This window comes from Azospirillum brasilense, assembly GCF_008365405.1.
Classification (GTDB): Bacteria; Pseudomonadota; Alphaproteobacteria; order Azospirillales; family Azospirillaceae; genus Azospirillum; species Azospirillum brasilense_D.
Map to the genome: position 1 here is coordinate 267,561 of NZ_QOKV01000003.1, position 17,407 is coordinate 284,967.

The 17,407-nt window shown below is 68.8% G+C and carries 16 protein-coding genes; 8 read left to right on the forward strand and 8 right to left on the reverse strand.

Going from position 1 to position 17,407, the window contains the following annotated elements; genetic code table 11:
* Positions 1–3: 3 nt before the first annotated feature.
* Complete coding sequence (gene fsa / locus DS837_RS08025; protein WP_149164252.1) at positions 4–660, reverse strand: fructose-6-phosphate aldolase; 657 nt, start codon at positions 658–660, stop codon at positions 4–6.
* 88 nt (positions 661–748) lie between these two features.
* Between fsa and DS837_RS08030 the strand changes: the two genes are divergently transcribed.
* Both DS837_RS08030 and DS837_RS08035 read left to right on the forward strand, forming a co-directional pair.
* Complete coding sequence (locus DS837_RS08030) at positions 749–3,013, forward strand: primosomal protein N' (protein ID WP_149164253.1); 2,265 nt, start codon at positions 749–751, stop codon at positions 3,011–3,013.
* 162 nt (positions 3,014–3,175) lie between these two features.
* Entirely contained in the window at positions 3,176–3,679 is a 504-nt protein-coding gene (locus DS837_RS08035; protein WP_247889824.1) for a cache domain-containing protein, read from the forward strand.
* Positions 3,680–3,717: 38 nt separating this feature from the next.
* Here the strand turns inward: DS837_RS08035 and DS837_RS08040 are convergent, their stop codons facing one another.
* The gene (locus tag DS837_RS08040; RefSeq protein ID WP_149164255.1) at positions 3,718–4,041 is read right to left on the reverse strand and encodes a hypothetical protein; all 324 of its coding nucleotides are present in this window, start codon (positions 4,039–4,041) and stop codon (positions 3,718–3,720) included.
* Positions 4,042–4,456: 415 nt separating this feature from the next.
* Here DS837_RS08040 and DS837_RS08045 point away from each other — a divergent pair, with 415 nt between their 5' ends.
* The 6 genes from DS837_RS08045 to DS837_RS08070 all read left to right on the forward strand — a co-directional run bounded on the left by DS837_RS08045 (position 4,457) and on the right by DS837_RS08070 (position 10,550).
* Complete coding sequence (locus DS837_RS08045) at positions 4,457–5,026, forward strand: F0F1 ATP synthase subunit delta (RefSeq protein WP_014239438.1); 570 nt, start codon at positions 4,457–4,459, stop codon at positions 5,024–5,026.
* Positions 5,026–6,555 (forward strand): F0F1 ATP synthase subunit alpha, encoded by a 1,530-nt coding sequence (atpA, locus tag DS837_RS08050; protein WP_149164256.1) that lies wholly within the window; start codon positions 5,026–5,028, stop codon positions 6,553–6,555. The genes DS837_RS08045 and atpA overlap by 1 nt, the downstream gene beginning before the upstream one ends.
* Before the next feature lie 72 nt (positions 6,556–6,627).
* Complete coding sequence (locus tag DS837_RS08055; protein ID WP_109070482.1) at positions 6,628–7,518, forward strand: F0F1 ATP synthase subunit gamma; 891 nt, start codon at positions 6,628–6,630, stop codon at positions 7,516–7,518.
* A gap of 69 nt (positions 7,519–7,587) precedes the next feature.
* Positions 7,588–9,027, forward strand: a complete 1,440-nt coding sequence (gene atpD / locus DS837_RS08060; protein ID WP_149164257.1) for a F0F1 ATP synthase subunit beta — start codon at positions 7,588–7,590, stop codon at positions 9,025–9,027.
* Positions 9,028–9,117: 90 nt separating this feature from the next.
* Entirely contained in the window at positions 9,118–9,531 is a 414-nt protein-coding gene (locus DS837_RS08065; protein ID WP_149164258.1) for a F0F1 ATP synthase subunit epsilon, read from the forward strand.
* A gap of 200 nt (positions 9,532–9,731) precedes the next feature.
* The gene (locus DS837_RS08070) at positions 9,732–10,550 is read left to right on the forward strand and encodes an acyl-ACP desaturase (RefSeq protein WP_094301860.1); all 819 of its coding nucleotides are present in this window, start codon (positions 9,732–9,734) and stop codon (positions 10,548–10,550) included.
* Positions 10,551–10,572: 22 nt separating this feature from the next.
* On the opposite strand, the gene DS837_RS08075 is transcribed toward DS837_RS08070, so the two are convergent.
* The 6 genes from DS837_RS08075 to rlmH all read right to left on the reverse strand — a co-directional run bounded on the left by DS837_RS08075 (position 10,573) and on the right by rlmH (position 17,380).
* Positions 10,573–11,070, reverse strand: a complete 498-nt coding sequence (locus tag DS837_RS08075; protein ID WP_149164259.1) for an RNA pyrophosphohydrolase — start codon at positions 11,068–11,070, stop codon at positions 10,573–10,575.
* A 5-nt stretch (positions 11,071–11,075) separates the two neighbouring features.
* Positions 11,076–12,338: a divergent polysaccharide deacetylase family protein gene (locus DS837_RS08080; protein ID WP_149164260.1), complete on the reverse strand. Its 1,263-nt coding sequence runs from the start codon at positions 12,336–12,338 to the stop codon at positions 11,076–11,078.
* A gap of 17 nt (positions 12,339–12,355) precedes the next feature.
* The gene (locus DS837_RS08085; RefSeq protein WP_149164261.1) at positions 12,356–13,780 is read right to left on the reverse strand and encodes a S41 family peptidase; all 1,425 of its coding nucleotides are present in this window, start codon (positions 13,778–13,780) and stop codon (positions 12,356–12,358) included.
* Positions 13,781–15,205: a murein hydrolase activator EnvC family protein gene (locus DS837_RS08090; RefSeq protein ID WP_149164262.1), complete on the reverse strand. Its 1,425-nt coding sequence runs from the start codon at positions 15,203–15,205 to the stop codon at positions 13,781–13,783. It lies immediately after the preceding gene.
* Between the two features lie 13 nt (positions 15,206–15,218).
* The gene (gene gpmI, locus DS837_RS08095; RefSeq protein WP_149164263.1) at positions 15,219–16,784 is read right to left on the reverse strand and encodes a 2,3-bisphosphoglycerate-independent phosphoglycerate mutase; all 1,566 of its coding nucleotides are present in this window, start codon (positions 16,782–16,784) and stop codon (positions 15,219–15,221) included.
* A 137-nt stretch (positions 16,785–16,921) separates the two neighbouring features.
* Positions 16,922–17,380 (reverse strand): 23S rRNA (pseudouridine(1915)-N(3))-methyltransferase RlmH, encoded by a 459-nt coding sequence (gene rlmH / locus DS837_RS08100; protein ID WP_014239449.1) that lies wholly within the window; start codon positions 17,378–17,380, stop codon positions 16,922–16,924.
* Positions 17,381–17,407: the final 27 nt, after the last annotated feature.

Genomic DNA, 17,407 nt, shown 5'->3' on the forward strand with positions numbered 1-17,407 from the left:
TCCTCAGAGGATGGACTGGCCGGTCTTCTGCCAGTCGGCGACGAACTGGGCGAGGCCCTTGTCGGTCAGCGGATGGTTGAAGAGCTGCTTCAGAACCGACGGCGGGGCGGTGACGACATGGGCGCCCAGGCGGGCGGAGTCGACGATGTGGATCGGGTTGCGGATCGAGGCGACCAGCACCTCGGTCTTGAAGTAGTCGTAGTTGCTGTAAATCTCCACGATGTCGGCGATCAGGCCCATGCCGTCCTGCCCGATGTCGTCCAGGCGGCCGACGAAGGGCGACACGAAGCTGGCGCCGGCCTTGGCCGCCAGGATCGCCTGCGCCGGGGAGAAGCACAGCGTGACGTTGACCATCGTCCCTTCGGAGGACAGCGCCTTGCACGTCTTCAGGCCGGCCTGGGTGAGCGGAACCTTGACCGTGACGTTGTCGGCGATCTTGGCAAGCTTCTTTCCTTCCGCCAGCATGGTCTCGAAGTCGGTGGAAGCCACCTCGGCGCTGACCGGGCCGTCCACCACATCACAAATTTCGGCGACGAGGTCGAGGAAGCTGCGACCGGTCTTGGCGACGAGGGAGGGGTTGGTGGTAACACCGTCCAGCAGGCCGGTGTCGGCCAGATCGCGGATCTCGGCGATGTCGGCGGTGTCAACGAAGAACTTCATGACCAGGAATCCATGCTTGCTGAGGAAGAGCGCGCCCTGTTGCCCGGGATTCGATGCCCGGTATCGCGGCCAGGGGGCACTTTAGCCGATGCGTGAAAATTCCGCCAGATCCGGGGCCAAATCCGGGGCCAGTTCCGGAGGACCGGAGCAGGCTCTTCTGCCGGGCACGGTGCCGCCGGATGCGGACCCGCGCGTCCGCGTGCTGCTGCCGCTGCCGCTGCGCGAGGCCTACGATTACCGCGTGCCCGCCGGAATGACCCTCGTCCCCGGCGATTACGTGGAGGTTCCGCTGGGGCCGCGCCGCGTGCTGGGGGTGGTGTGGGGCGACGGGGCCGGAGTCGTGGCGGCCGCAAGGCTGAAGCCGGTGGTCCGCCGTTTCGACGTGCCGCCGATGCCGGAGGTCGAGCGCAAGTTCGTGGAGTGGGTCGCCGCCTACACCATGACGCCGCCGGGCCATGTGCTGCGCATGGCGATCAGCGTGCCGTCGGCGCTGGAGCCGGCGAAGGCGACGCTCGCCTATCTGCGCAAGCCCGACGCGGAGCCGCCGCCCGGATTCAAGATGACCGACCCGCGGCGGCGCGTGCTGGCCCTGCTCGACGACGGCCCGCCGCGCACCCCGGCGGAGCTGGCCGAGGAGGCCGGCTGCGGCGTCACCGTGGTGCGCGGGCTGGCCGAGGCCGGGCTGCTGGAGCCGGTGCTGCTGCAGCCGACCAAGCTCGGGCGGCCCGACTGCCATCGCCCCGGCCCCACCCTGTCCGCCGACCAGGAGGCCGCGGCGGCGGACCTGCGCGCCCGTGTGGAATCCGGCGTCTATTCCACCGTGCTGCTCGACGGGGTGACCGGCTCCGGCAAGACGGAGGTCTACTACGAGGCCATCGCCGCCGCCCTGAAGGCGGGCAAGCAGGCGCTGGTTCTGCTGCCGGAAATCGCCCTGTCGGCGCAGTGGCTGGAGCGCTTCGCCCGCCGCTTCGGCGCGCCGCCGGCGGAGTGGCATTCCGAGCTGACCGGGGCGCAGCGCCGCGACACCTGGAGGGCGGTGGCCAACGGCGAGGTGCCGGTGGTCGTCGGCGCCCGCTCCGCCCTGTTCCTGCCCTACAAGAACCTCGGCGTCATCATCATCGACGAGGAGCACGACTCCGCCTACAAGCAGGAGGAAGGGTCGATCTACCACGCCCGCGACATGGCCGTCGCGCGGGCGCATCTCGGCGGCATCCCCACCGTGCTGGTCTCCGCCACGCCGTCGCTGGAGACCAAGGTCAACGCCGACAGCAACCGCTATGCCCGCATCGAGTTGCCGGGCCGCCACGGCGGCGCCGTGCTGCCCGACGTGGAACTGGTGGACCTGCGCAAGGACCGGCCTCCGGCCCGCCACTGGCTGGCCCCCTCGCTGAAGAAGGCCATCGAGCAGACGCTGGCGGAGAAGGAGCAGGTGATGCTGTTCCTCAACCGCCGCGGCTACGCCCCGCTGACGCTGTGCCGGGCCTGCGGGCACCGGCTGCAATGCCCCAACTGCACGGCGTGGCTGGTCGAGCACCGGCTGGCCCGCAAGCTCCAGTGCCACCATTGCGGCTTGTCCCAGCCGCTCTCCCCGACCTGCCCGGAATGCGGCGAGGAGGGCACTTTGGCGGCCTGCGGTCCGGGCGTGGAGCGCATCGCCGAGGAGGTGGCGGAGCTGTTCCCCGACGCCCGCGCCGCCATCATGGCGTCGGACACGCTGTTCGGCCCCCGCGCCATCCAGGAGATGGTCCGCCGCATCGCCGACCACGAACTGGACATCCTGATCGGCACCCAGGTGATGGCGAAGGGCCACCATTTCCCCATGCTGACCCTGGTCGGGGTGGTCGACGCCGACCTCGGGCTGGCCGGCGGCGACCTGCGGGCGGGGGAGCGGACCTACCAGCTCCTTCATCAGGTGGCCGGGCGCGCCGGGCGCGGCGAGCGGCCGGGGCGGGTGATGCTGCAGACCACCATGCCCGAGCATCCGGTGATGCAGGCCCTGGCCGCCGGGGACCGCGACGGCTTCTACCAGTTGGAGGCGGAGATGCGGCTGGAGGCCGGGATGCCGCCCTTCGGACGGCTGGCCGCCCTGATCGTGTCGGGGGAGGACGCGGCGGCGGTGGAGAAGCTGTCCATCGCCCTGGGGCGCGCCGCGCCGCGCAGCGACACCGTCGCCGTGCTGGGTCCGGCCCCGGCGCCGTTGGCCCTGCTGCGCGGGCGGCACCGGCGGCGCCTGCTGCTGAAGGCGCCGCGCACCGTTCAGGTGCAACCCTTGATCGCTCAGTGGCTGGAGCAGGTGGCGATTCCGCCCAACGTGCGGGTGCAGGTGGACGTGGATCCCTACAGCTTCCTGTAGAAGAGATGCCGCGCCCGTTAAGAAACGTCGGACTCCTGTAAAGGGGGGCTGCGACCGATTGTCTCTGCGCGCTCCGCAGGGCACCTGTGACGTTTGGTCCGTTGCGGCCGGCGGGTCATGGTATTACCAGAGTATGGAAGTCATCTTTCGCCGAGCGATCTCATGTCCAGGCTGCGCGGTCGTTTCCACCTCCACACCTTGCTGACGGTTCTTCCGGTTCTCGCCCTGCTGGCGATCATCGCGCTGGCGGCGGGCGTGCCCGCCCAGACCCGGGGGACGGAATCGGACGCCAAGGCGCTGCTCGACAAGACCAGCGGCTATCTGCGCCAGCACGGCGCGGAAAGCGCGCCGGACGCCTTTGCCCAACGCGACGGCGCGCTGATCGACCGCGACCTCTACCCGATGCTGATCGACCGCGACGGCGTGATGGTGGCCCATGGCTGGACGCCGTCGCTCAACGGCGCGAACCTCAAGGACCTGAAGGACGTCGACGGCAAGCCCTTCATCCGGGAGGCGCTGGACATCGTGGCGGAGCGGGACTCGGGCGCCGTCAGCTACAAATGGACGGACCCGCTGTCCGGCCAGATCGCGCCGAAGACGATGATCGTGCGCCGCATCGTCCTGGGCGGCGAGCCCTATCTGCTGTCGGTCGGCGTGTATCGCTGACGGCCGACTCGGACTTTTCCGAAGGGTGAAAAAGGCGCTCAGAGCACCGAGACGGAACGGTCGGTCCGCGGGCGGGGACGCCAGATCGACAGGCATTCGGCGGCGCTGCCTCCCGATCCGATGCCGTACCAGCCGGAGCGGTCGTTGAAGGACAGGCTGTAGCGCCCGCGCCCGTCGCGCTCGAACCGGAAGACGGGACGGTCCACGCCGGGCAGGAGAACAAGGAGCCGGTCATGCTCCCGGCCCGTTTCGCGGATGACCCCGGCCCAATGGCCAAGGCGCAGCTTCGGCTCGGCCACCGCCTCGAAGTCGTTGAGGTCGGCGGGCGTGAAGCGGGCGCAGGAAAAAGCGACGACGGTCATGATTGGCCTGGGTTTGTCCTGTCAGACGGGCTGTGGGACGACCGTGCGCGTGAATGGTTAAACGGGTGTTAAGTGGCGCGTTAGGTCACAGTCTGGTCTCTGGACCGTCGCGGAGCGGGACCCGGAAAAAACGGACCTCGAAGAGGGCAGGGACTTCGGATGACGAGGTGATCCGCAGCGGTTGTGAAGTGGTATGCCCATTTCCAGCGCCTGCCGCCAAGAACGGACCCCACGCCGCAGGGGCGCAAAACGCCGCATGCAGGCCGCGTGCAAATTGTCCAGACCCCGTTGCGCAGGGCCTAATCCTGTGATATTGGACCGCTCGCTTTCGCGGGCTGGGCCGCCGCGATGTGGGTTCTGCCCTATTTAAGGCCCTGAAAATTCACCGTCTACCGAACTCAATTCGAGGGATCAGGTGGCAATCGAAGGTACAGGCGTTTCCGAACTCGCTACGCGCTACTCCATCGCGCTGTTCGAGCTTGCGGACGAGAACAAAGCGTTGGATCAGGTCGCGAGCGATCTGGTTGCGCTGAAGCAAATCCTGGCTGAGAGCGCCGACCTTCGCCGCCTCGTCCGCAGTCCCGTGATCAGCCGCGCCGACCAAGGCCGGGCGATGGCCGCGGTTCTGGACCGCGCCGAAGTGTCCGATCTGACCAAGCGCTTCATCGGGCTGGTGGCCAAGAACCGCCGCCTGTTCGCGCTGGAAGGCATGATCGAAGGCTATCTCGCCGAACTGGCCCGCCGTCGCGGCGAAGTGACCGCGCAGGTCACCTCCGCCCAGCCGCTGAGCGACGCTCAGCTGGCCGCGGTCACCGACACGCTGAAGGCGTCGATCGGCTCCAAGGTGTTGGTCAACACCTCGGTCGATCCCGCGCTGATCGGGGGCATGATCGTTAAGTTCGGCTCGCGCATGGTCGACACCTCGGTGCGCACGAAGCTGAACAAATTGCAACTCGCCATGAAGGCCTCAGGGGGATCAGTCTGATGGATATCCGCGCCGCAGAAATCTCTGCGATCCTCAAGCAGCAGATCGCGAATTTCGGGACCGAGGCGGACGTCGCCGAGGTCGGTCAGGTCCTCTCCGTGGGTGACGGCGTCGCCCGCGTGCACGGCCTGGACAACGTGCGCGCCGGCGAGATGGTCGAGTTCCCCGGTGGCATCAAGGGCATGGCGCTGAACCTCGAGACCGACAACGTCGGCGTCGTGATCTTCGGCACCGACAGCGAGATCAAGGAAGGCGACACCGTCAAGCGCACGGGCACCATCGTGGACGTGCCGGTCGGCAAGGGTCTGCTGGGCCGCGTCGTGGACGGCCTGGGCAACCCGATCGACGGCAAGGGCCCGCTGGTGGACGTCACCCGCACCCGCGTCGAGGTCAAGGCCCCCGGCATCATCCCGCGCAAGTCGGTGCACGAGCCGATGCAGACCGGCCTGAAGGCCGTCGACAGCCTGGTTCCGATCGGCCGCGGCCAGCGCGAGCTGATCATCGGTGACCGCCAGACCGGCAAGACCGCCGTCGTCATCGACACCTTCCTGAACCAGAAGCCGATCAACCAGGGCGACGACGAGAGCAAGAAGCTCTACTGCATCTACGTCGCCGTCGGTCAGAAGCGCTCCACCGTCGCCCAGATCGTCAAGACCCTGGAAGACGCCGGCGCCCTGGAATACTCGATCGTCGTCGCGGCCACCGCGTCGGAGCCGGCCCCGCTGCAGTTCCTGGCGCCCTACACCGGCTGCACGATGGGCGAGTACTTCCGCGACAACGGCATGCACGCCCTGATCGTGTACGATGACCTGTCCAAGCAGGCCGTCGCCTACCGTCAGATGTCGCTGCTGCTCCGCCGTCCGCCGGGCCGCGAAGCCTACCCGGGCGACGTGTTCTATCTCCACAGCCGCCTGCTCGAGCGCGCCGCCAAGATGGGCGACGCTCACGGCAACGGCTCGCTGACCGCCCTGCCGGTCATCGAGACGCAGGCCGGCGACGTGTCGGCCTACATCCCGACGAACGTGATCTCGATCACCGACGGTCAGATCTTCCTCGAGACGGGCCTGTTCTATAAGGGCATCCGTCCGGCCATCAACGTCGGCCTGTCGGTGTCGCGCGTCGGCTCCGCCGCCCAGATCAAGGCGATGAAGCAGGTCGCGGGCACCATCAAGATGGAGCTGGCCCAGTACCGCGAGATGGCCGCCTTCGCGCAGTTCGCCTCGGACCTCGACGCCGCCACCCAGCGCCTGCTGGCCCGCGGCGCCCGTCTGACCGAGCTGCTGAAGCAGCCGCAGTTCCAGCCGCTGCCGGTCGAAGAGCAGGTCGTGTCGATCTTCTCGGGCGTGAAGGGCTACCTCGACAAGATCAGGGTCGAGGACGTCAACCGCTTCGAGCAGAAGTTCCTCGCCGAGGTCCGCTCCAAGGGGGCCGACATCCTGGCGACGATCCGCAACGAGAAGCAGATCACCTCTGCGACCGAGGAGCGCCTGAAGGCCTTCCTCGACAACTTCTCCAAGGTGTTCGTCTGATCGACGGCGGGGGCGCAGTTCCTGCGCCCCGTCCGTCAACCCGAACGACCCCGAGCGGAATGAAGGGCCGGCATGCCTAACCTCAAGGACCTAAAGAACCGGATCGCCAGCGTCCAATCGACGCGGAAGATCACCTCGGCGATGAAGATGGTCGCCGCCTCCAAGCTCCGCCGTGCGCAGGAGCAGGCGGAAGCCGGTCGTCCCTACGCCGAGCGCATGGGCCGCATGCTGGCCTCTCTCGCGGCCAACGTGCAGGACTCGGGCAACGGCCCGAAGCTGATGACCGGCACCGGTTCCGATCAGGTGCACCTCCTCGTCATCATCAGCTCCGACCGCGGCCTGTGCGGCGCCTTCAACGGCGCCATCGTCCGTGAGTCCCGCCGCCAGATCCAGCGCCTCCAGTCGGAAGGCAAGACGGTCAAGCTGCTCACCGTCGGCCGCAAGGCCCGCGACCAGCTGCGCCGCGAGTACGGCTCGCTGATCGTCGAGACCTACGAGGATGTGGGTCGCCGCAAGCTGTCCTTCGCCGACGCCGATGTCGTCGCGCAGAAGGTTCTGGCGATGTACGACGCGGGCGAGTTCGACGTCTGCTCGGTGATCTTCAACAAGTTCAAGTCGGCGATCTCCCAGATCGTGACCGTCCAGCAGCTCGTTCCCTTCGCCGTCGAGGCGCAGGCGGAAGAGGAGGCCGCGGGCGCCGAGGTCAAGGCGATCTACGAGTTCGAGCCCGACGAGGAGCAGATCCTCGCCGAGCTGCTGCCGCGCAACCTGTCAATCCAGGTTTATCGCGCCCTCCTGGAAAGCGCCGCGTCCGAGCAGGGCGCCCGCATGACCGCGATGGACAACGCGACGCGCAACGCCGGCGACATGATCAACAAGCTGACGATCACCTACAACCGCACGCGCCAGGCCTACATCACCAAGGAGCTGATCGAGATCATCTCCGGCGCCGAGGCGGTTTAACGGCGCAGCGTTCGCGGTCGATACGACGGCACATCCGACAATTATCGAGTTCCGAGGGAGCTTTACTCCATGGCCACCACCACCCAGGCGACGAACGCCGCCGGCAAGATCACGCAGGTCACGGGCGCCGTTGTCGACGTCCAGTTCGACGGCGAGCTGCCGGCCATTCTGAACGCGCTGCACACCCAGAACGACGGCAAGACCCTCGTGCTCGAGGTTGCGCAGCACCTCGGCGAAAGCACCGTCCGCGCCATCGCCATGGACAGCACCGACGGCCTGGTCCGCGGCGCCGCGGTGACGGACACCGGCGCCCCGATCGCCGTGCCGGTCGGCCCGGCCACCCTCGGCCGCATCATCAACGTGATCGGTGAGCCGATCGACGAGCGCGGCGACGTCGGCGCCGAGCGCACCCTGCCGATCCACCGTTCGGCCCCGGACTTCGTCGAGCAGTCGACGGACGCCGAAGTGCTGATCACGGGCATCAAGGTCATCGACCTGCTGGCTCCCTACGCCAAGGGCGGCAAGATCGGCCTGTTCGGCGGCGCCGGCGTGGGCAAGACCGTGACCATCATGGAGCTGATCAACAACGTCGCGAAGGCGCACGGCGGCGTGTCCGTGTTCGCGGGCGTGGGCGAGCGCACCCGTGAGGGCAACGACCTCTACCACGAGATGATCGAGTCGGGCGTCATCAAGCTCGACGGCCCGGGCTCCAAGGTGGCCCTGGTGTACGGCCAGATGAACGAGCCGCCGGGTGCCCGCGCCCGCGTCGCCCTGTCCGGTCTGACCCTCGCGGAATACTTCCGCGACGAGGAAGGCCAGGACGTGCTGTTCTTCGTGGACAACATCTTCCGCTTCACGCAGGCCGGTTCGGAAGTGTCGGCTCTGCTGGGCCGCATTCCGTCGGCGGTGGGTTACCAGCCGACGCTGGCCACCGACATGGGCGCCCTGCAGGAGCGCATCACCTCCACGAAGAAGGGGTCGATCACCTCGGTGCAGGCCATTTACGTGCCCGCCGACGATCTGACCGACCCGGCCCCGGCCACCTCCTTCGCCCACCTGGACGCCACCACGGTGCTGTCGCGCTCGATCGCCGAAATGGCGATCTTCCCGGCGGTGGACCCGCTGGACTCGACCAGCCGCATCCTGGACCCGCGCGTCGTCGGTGAGGAGCACTACACCGTCGCCCGTTCGGTGCAGCGCGTTCTGCAGACCTACAAGTCGCTGCAGGACATCATCGCCATCCTGGGCATGGACGAGCTGTCGGAAGAGGACAAGCTGGTCGTCGCCCGCGCCCGCAAGATCCAGCGCTTCCTGTCGCAGCCGTTCCACGTCGCCGAGGTGTTCACCGGCACCCCGGGCGTGCTCGTCAGCCTGGAAGACACCATCAAGGGCTTCAAGGGCATCGTGAACGGCGACTACGACCACCTGCCGGAAGCGGCCTTCTACATGGTCGGCACCATCGACGAAGCCATCGCCAAGGCGAAGAAGCTGGCCGCCGAAGCCGCCTGATCAGGGTCGGCTGAGGTTCGGTAACGAGGCTAACCCTCTCCTCCGCCCGCGCGGGGGAGGGGGTTCTTATGAAGAGGCACCAGGAAACCCATGGCCGATAAAGTCGAATTCGAGCTGGTCTCTCCGGAGAAGCTGCTGACCTCGCAGCCCGTCGACATGGTCGTGGTGCCGGGTTCGGAAGGTGACTTCGGCGTCCTCGCCGGCCACTCGCCGATGATTTCGACCGTCCGTCCGGGCGTGATCGACGTCTACGAGGCTGACCGCGTGGTCGACCGGGTGTTCGTCGCCGGCGGCTTCGCCGAGGTGACCGAGACCCGCTGCACCGTCCTGGCCGAGGAGGCGATCGCGGTCGCTGAGATCGACCGCGCCAAGGTCGAGCAGCAGATCCGCGACCTGGGCGAGGATCTGGAAGACGCCAAGTCCGATGACGAGAAGGCCCGCGTGGAGGCGAAGATCGCCGTCGCCCGTGCCAAGCTCGACGCGACCGGCGCGACCACGCACTGACACCGGGGCCGGCCCGGCGGCGGTGAACGCCGGCTGGGCCGTTTCCGTTGCATTGCGCCATCGCAGCCATACATAGTATCCCGCAAGGGATCGAACGCCTCCCGGCCCGTCCGTCGAGGCGTTTTTGTTTTTATGGTCCTGTTCTCCGTCAGAGCGTGGAACAACCGGCCCGGAACGGCGGCCAGCAGCGGGAGTGGAGTGTGGCGTTGCACTGGAAATACGAAGAGCTTCCCTGGGATCAATTGGACCACAGCAAGGTCGATCCCGATCTCGTTCCGCTCATCAAGGCGGCGGCCCTGGTGGAGTTCAACGCCGACGACTACACGGCCTATCTCTGCAACGTCTTCCACGACGATCCCGAGTTCCAGGAGGTCGCGCATGGCTGGGCGGTCGAGGAGGTCCAGCACGGCCGCGCGCTCGGCAAATGGGCGGAACTGGTCGATCCGACCTTCGACTTCGACCGGGCCGTGGAGCGCTTCCGCGCCGGCTACAAGGTGCCGATTGACCTCGACGCCTCGGTCCGCGGCTCGCGCACCGGCGAGATGATCGCCCGCTGTATGGTCGAGACCGGCACCAGCAGCTACTACGCGGCCATCGGCGATTCGACGGACGAGCCGGTCCTCAAGCTGATCTGCAAGAACATCGCCGCCGACGAGCTGCGCCACTTCAAGCTCTTCTACACCTACACGAAGAAGTACCTGGAGCTGGAGCAGCTCAACAAGTTCCAGCGGCTCAAGGTGGCGCTGTCGCGCATCGGCGAGTCGGAGGACGACGAGCTGGCTTACGCCTACTACGCGGCCAACGCGCCGGAGGGCGAGGCCTACGCGCACAAGACCTACAATCAGGCTTATATGCGGCGCGCCTATGGCCGCTACCGGCCCAAGCACGTCGACCGCGCGGTGGCGATGGTCTTCAAGGCCTGCGGGCTGAAGCCGCACACCCGCTTCTACAGCGTCGCCGCCCGCGGTGCCTGGTGGCTGATCGAAAGCCGCGCCAAGCGGCTGGCCAAGGTCGCCTGAACAGGATGGGGCGCGGCGGGGATCAGCCCCGCCGCAGCGCCGCGATCACCGGGGCGAATTCCGCCAGCACCGACTCGTAGACCGGGCGCTTGAACGGCACGATCAGGCCGGGCAGATCATCGGCATCGACCCATTTCCAGGCGTCGAACTCGGGATGCTCGGTGGCAAGGTCGATGTCGGCGTCCGCGCCGGTGAAGCGGGCGGCCAGCCAGACCTGCTCCTGTCCGCGCCAGCGGCCCTTCCAAACCTTGCCCAGCAGATGGTCGGGCAGGTCGTAGCGCAGCGTCTCCGCGGTCTCTCCGAGGATCTCGGCCTTGTCGGTGCCGATCTCCTCCTTCAGCTCGCGCAGGGCGGCCTCATGCACGCCCTCGCCCTCGTCGATGCCGCCCTGGGGCATCTGCCAGGCGTCCTTGCTGTCGCAGCGCCGGGCCACGAAGACCTGCCCGCGGTCGTTCAGCAGCATCACCCCGACGCAGGGGCGGTAGGGGAGGGACTCGCGGTCGATGACCTTCTTGCTCATGCGCCTTATTGCTTCTGCATGTTGGCCACAGCGGAGACCGGCACGATGGCGATGCCACGGTCGGCCAGCCCGGTGAGCCACAGGTTGATCCGTTCGATGGTGCTGGGGTAGGGCGCGCCGATGCCCACGGCGGCGCCGTTGGCCTTGGCGATGGCTTCCAGCTCGGCGAGTTGGTCGTCGATGGCGCCGCGCGACAGGTCGCGGTCGATCACCCGGTCGGCGAAGGCCCGCGGCACGCCCGCCTGCCCCGCCAGGGTGCCGGCAACACTGCGCGGGTTGGCGCGGGCGTCCAGGACCATCAGGCCGCGCGCCTTCATCGCCGCGACGACCGGGGTCACCGCGTCGGGGTTGGCGGTGAATTTGCTGCCCGTGGTGCTGGTGATGCCGACATAGCCGACCGCCTTGCCCAGCGACCATTCCAGCCGCTCCATGTTGCGCTCGGGCGGCAGCATGGTCAGCAGGGCGTTGGGACCGGGATCGTTGCGCGGGTAGTCCTGCGGCTCCATGGGGACCGAGAGCATCACCTCGTGCCCTTTGCCGCGGGCGCGCTCGACCCAGTTGTCCAGCCGGTCGGCGTAGGGGACGAAGGCCAGCGTGATGGTCGGCGGCAGCTTCTGCAGGGCGTTGCCGGTGGTCACACCGGAGATGCCCATTTCGGCCAGCACGATGGCGATGCGCGGCCGGCGGTCGGCGGCGGGAAAGGGCCGGGCGTAGACCTGCCAGGGCTTTCGCCCGTCCTCGGCGATGCGCGGCAGCGGCCCGTTGCGCGAGTCCTCCACCAAGCCGGGGACCGGCGCCGGGGTCAGGGTGACCGGCTCGTTCACGACCACGGCGGTTGGGGCTACAGCGAGCGGCGGCGGGGGAGCCGCAACGACGGGCGGCGGGGGAGCCGCCGGAGGGGAGGCCGCAGGCGGAGCCGGTTGGACGGGAACCGTCGCCGCGGCGGGCGGTGCCGCCGGCGGCGTTGGGGGCTGCGCGCCCTTCACCGCCACCTCGACACGGGGAATGGCGGCCTGCCACGCCTCGGTGGTGTGCTCTCCGTTCATCGCCAGCCAGCCGCCCAGCCCGCCCAGCCCAAGGACCAGTACGGCGTAGGCGCCGAGCAGCCTCTTGGCGAGGGGCGACAGCGGGCGGCGTTCCTTGCGCGCGCGGGGAGCGTCGTCCGAATCGCCGCCGGCCCTCCGGCGCCGGAGGCGGGCCAGCAGGCCGGGTCCGGAACGTTCCCGTTTCGCGGGCTTCAGGCGGCCCAGCAGGGCGGCAGCGTTCACGGACCCGTTACCTCCCCTTAGTGCGCGCGGGCCTGGAACAGGGCGACGCCCCGCAGCAGGTCGAGCGCGCGGGCCAGCTGGTAGTCGAAGGGCGGCTGGTTGGGCGCGCCTTCGCCATTCTCCGCTGACGGCGCCGCCGGGGCGTTGCCGTTGGCCGGAGCCGGGGTTGCCCCAGGGGCCGCCCCCGGCGTCGCCCCGGGGGCAGCGCCCGGAGCCGGAGCGTTGCTGGCGCCCGGAGCCGGCGCCGGCTGGGTGGTGGCCGGGCGGGGGGCGTCCGGGTTGCGCAGCGCGCCGCGCAGGTCGCTCTCGCGGCGGCGGATCAGCCCCTGGTCGGTTTCCTCGACGCGGGCCGGGTGCACCTCGATGTCCGGGGCGATGCCCAGCGCCTGGATCGACTTGCCCGACGGCGTGTAGTAGCGCGCCGTGGTCAGGCGCATGGCGCCGTGGCCGGGCAGCGGGATGATCGTCTGGACCGAGCCCTTGCCGAAGGACTGGGTGCCCAGCACCAGCGCCCGCTTGTGGTCCTGGAGCGCGCCGGCGACGATCTCCGACGCCGAGGCAGAGCCGCCGTTGATCAGCACCACGACCGGCAGGCCCTTGGCGAGGTCGCCGGGCTTGGCGTTGTAGCGCGTGCCCTCCTCCGCCTTGCGGCCGCGGGTGGAGACGATCTCGCCCTTCTCCAGGAAGGTGTCGGAGACCGAGACCGCCTGGTCGAGCAGGCCGCCGGGGTTGTTGCGCAGGTCGAGGACGTAGCCCTTCAGCTTGTCGCCCAGCTGCTGCTGGATCGAGGCGATGGCCTTCTCCAGCCCCTGCTGCGTCTGTTCGTTGAAGCTGGTGACGCGGACGTAGCCGATGTCGCCCTCGGTGCGGTAGCGGACCGACTGCACCTTGATGACGGCGCGGGTCAGCGTGACCTCGAACGGCTCGCCGGCCTCGCCGCGGCGCACGGTGACCTTGATGTCGCTGCCCACCGGGCCGCGCATCTTCTCCACCGCCTCGTTCAGCGACAGGCCCATCACCGCCTCGCCGTTGAGCTGGATGATCAGGTCGCCCGGCTGCAGCCCGGCGCGGAAGGCCGGCGTCTCGTCGATGGGGGACACGACCTTGATCAGGCCGTTCTCCATCGTCACCTCGATGCCCAGCCCGCCGAACTCGCCGCGGGTCTGAACCTGCATGTCCTGGAAGCTCTTGCGGTTCAGATAGCTGGAATGCGGGTCGAGCGAGGTGAGCATTCCGTTGATGGCGGATTCGATCAGCTGCTCGTCCGTCGTCGACTCGACATACTCGGCGCGCACGCGCTCGAACACGTCGCCGAACAGGTTGAGCTGGCGGTAGGTCTCGGAACTGTTGCCGGTGCTGTTCACCTGCGCGGTGACGGTGGCGACGCCGGCCCCCAGAAACACCAGGGCCGCGGCGGTGGCGGCACGCTTGACTATCCTCATCTACCCTTGTCCTTTCCCCTCCGGGGCGCCGAAACCGCGCTGTGGATTGATCGGCTGTCCGTGACGTCTTAGCTCGAAGTAAAGATCGGGTGACCCGTCGGCGGGCATCAGGCCGATGGGTTCCCCCGTGGCCACGCGCCGTCCGACGGCCGTGTCGATGCGGCCAAATCCAGCGATGAGACTATGATATCCGTGGCTGTGTTCCACGATCAAGATTTGGCCATAGCCGCGGAACGGCCCGGCGAAGACGATCGTTCCGGCCTGCGGTGACACCACCGTCGAGCCGGCGCGGGCCTGGATGGTGACGCCCCGGCTGGTCGCGCCGTAGCGGTCGGCCTCGCCGTAGCGGACGGTCACCCGCCCACCCACCGGCAGACGCTCTCCCGCAGGGGCGCTGGGCGCGGCGCGGGCGGTTTCCGCCTCGGCCCTGGCCCGCTGGTCTGAGGCGCGCTGCTCCGCGAGTTTCTGTTCGGCCTGCCGTTGCTCCGCCGCCTTCTGGTCCGCCAGCTTCTGCTCGGCAGCCTTTTGCTCGGCAAGCCGGCGTTCGGCTTCGCGGCGCTCCGCCTCCAGCCGCTCGGCCTCGCGCTTGGCCGCCATGGCGGCGGCGGCGCGGCGTTCGGCCTCGATGCGGTCCATCAGCTGGCGCAGGTCGGCGGCCTGACCGGTCAGCCGGGCGGTGCGCTGGGCGACCTGCTGCCGCTCCTCCTCGGTCTGGCGCGACAGCTCCTCGCGCCGGGCGACGAGCTGGCCGATCTCCTTCTGGCGGTCGATCAGGGTGAGGCGGGCGGCGTAGGTGCGGCTGCGCTGCGCCTGCAGCGTCTCGCGCGTCTCGGCCAGCCGGGTCAGCGCCTGGGCCAGCGCGTCGGCGCGGGCGCGCAGGGCCGGCACGGTGTCGCGCAGCAGCAGGGCGGAGCGCAGCGTGTCCACCGGCCCGTCCGGGCGGGCCAGCGCCGCTTCCGGGGGGATGCGGGCGACACGCTGCAGGGCGGCGAGCAGGGCGGCGATCTGCTGCCGCTCGCCCTCCAGCTTTTCGGCCTGGTTGCGCTCCTGCGTCTCCAGGGCGGTCAGGGACTCTTCGAGATGGACGAGTTCGTCCTCCTGGGCCCGCTCCTGATCGGCGAGGCCGATCAGCCGGTCGCGCAGTTCGTCCAGCTCCTTCTGGAGCGTCTGGGACTGGCGGTCGAGCTGCTTTTGCAGGGCCTTGTCGGTCTGGAGGTCCTGCTCCACCCGCTTCAGCGTCTGGCCGGGGGACTCGGTCTGCGCCGTGGCGGCGGTGGAGATGACGAGAAGGGTGGCGGTCAGCAGGGTGGTGGTCAGCAGGGTCGGGCGCCAGGAAAACGCCCGTCCCCGCCCGGCGCCTTGCGGAACGGAGACGGGGAGGGGGAGCAGAGCAACACCCGCCGGATGATCGCGCCCTGCGCCCATGCCCGGTTCTGCCTTATTCCGCGGCCGCCCGCGCGCTGGCGCGGTCGATCAGGCTCTTGCCGGTCATCTCCGCCGGCTGCGGCAGCTTCATCAGGTCCAGCAGCGTCGGGGCGATGTCGGCCAGACGCCCGCTGCGGATCGCCGTCACCCCGGCGGGGCCGTTCACCAGCACCAGCGGCACCTTGTCCAGCGTGTGGGCGGTGTGCGGGCCGTTGGTCTGCGGGTCCTTCATCAGCTCGCAGTTGCCGTGGTCGGCGGTGACCAGCATCACGCCGCCCTGGGCGCGCACCGCGGCCTCCAGCCGGCCCAGGCTGACGTCCACCGCCTCCACCGCCTTGATGGCGGCGGACAGGATGCCGCTGTGGCCGACCATGTCGGGGTTGGCGTAGTTGATGACCACCAGATCGTACTTCCCGCTGTCCACGGCGGCGACGACCTTGTCGGTCACCTCGGCGGCGGACATCTCCGGCTGGAGATCGTAGGTCGCGACCTTCGGTGACGGCACCAGGATGCGGTCCTCGCCGGGATACACGCGCTCCTCGCCACCGTTGAAGAAGAAGGTGACGTGCGGGTACTTTTCCGTCTCGGCGATGCGCAACTGGGTCAATCCGGCCTCGCTGACCACTTCGCCCAGCACCTTGGTCAGGGATTTCGGCGGAAAGATGGTCGTCATCAGCTTGGCGAGCGTGGACGAGTACTCGACCATGCCGACGGCGGCGGCCAGCTTCGGCACCGAGGCGCGCTCGAACCCGTCGAAGGCCGGGTCGACGAAGGCGGCGAGGATCTCGCGGGCGCGGTCGGCGCGGAAGTTCGCCATCAGGATGGCGTCGCCGTCCTTCATGCCGGTGTAGCCGTCGATGACGGTCGGCAGGATGAACTCGTCGTGGGTGCCGGCGGCGTAGCTCTGCTCGATGGCCTGGATCGGGTCGGCGGCGGTCTCACCCTGGGCGCTCACCAGGGTGGCGTAGGCCTTGGCAACGCGGTCCCAGCGCTTGTCGCGGTCCATGGCGTAGTAGCGCCCGCTGACCGTGGCGACGTTGACGCCGGGCAGGGCGTGCACGTCGGCCATGAACTCGGCCATCTGGTCCTTGGCGCTCTGCGGCGGCACGTCGCGGCCGTCGGTGAAGGCATGGATCTCGACCGGGACGCCCTCATGGGCCAGCACGCCGGCCAGCGCCGCGATGTGGTCCTGGTGCGAATGAACGCCGCCCGGCGACAGCAGACCCAGGATGTGGCAGCGCCCGCCCGAGGCCAGCAGCGTCTTGGCGAGGTCGGTCAGCGCGGCGTTTCGCTCCAGTTCGCCCTCGACGATGGCGTGGTCGATCATCACCAGATCCTGGCGGACGACGCGGCCGGCGCCCAGATTCATGTGACCGACCTCGGAGTTGCCCATCTGGCCCTTGGGCAGCCCGACCTCCTCCTCGCTCGCCTCCAGGAAGGCGCGCGGCTCCGACGACCACAGGCGGTCCCAGTTGGGGGTGTTGCCCTGGGCGATGGCGTTGTCCTCGCGCTCCTCGCGGTAGCCCCAGCCATCCAGGATGCACAGCACTACGGGTCGGGGACGATTGGTCTCGGTCATCACGCTCCTCATACGCCTGTCACGGTCGGGTTGCGGGTCTCGGTCGAACGGTCTGGTGCCAGTCTTGTTATGGCCGGGTTCTTATCGCCTTGGGCCGGATCAGAAAATGGCATGCCTGCGCACGCGCACAATGGGAGTCATGCACGGTGATAGGGGTGTCCGGCCAGAATTTGCTGGGCACGGTAGATTTGCTCCGCCAACATGCCTCGCACCAGCATATGCGGCCATGTCATGGCGCCCAAGGCCAAAAGAAAATCGGCGCGCGCCCGCACGGCGTCGCCGTGGCCGTCGGCCCCGCCGATCAGGAAGGCGATGTCGCCCGCCCCCTGGTCCCGCCAACCGCCAATCTTCGCGGCGAAGGCTTCGCTGGTGATGGTCTTGCCGCGCTCGTCCAGGGCCACGACGATGGCCCCGGCCGGAATGGCGGCCAGAAGCAACTCCGCCTCCTGCCGCTTCAGCTCGTCGGAGGCGAGGCGCTTCTTCACCTCGACCTCGCGCAGCGTCAGCGGCCAGGACAGGCGGCCGGCATACTCGTCATAAAGGTCGCGCGCCGGACCGGTCCGTGACCGCCCAACCGCGGCAAGCCACAGACGCATCGGTCCGACTCCCGTTCGTCACCGGTC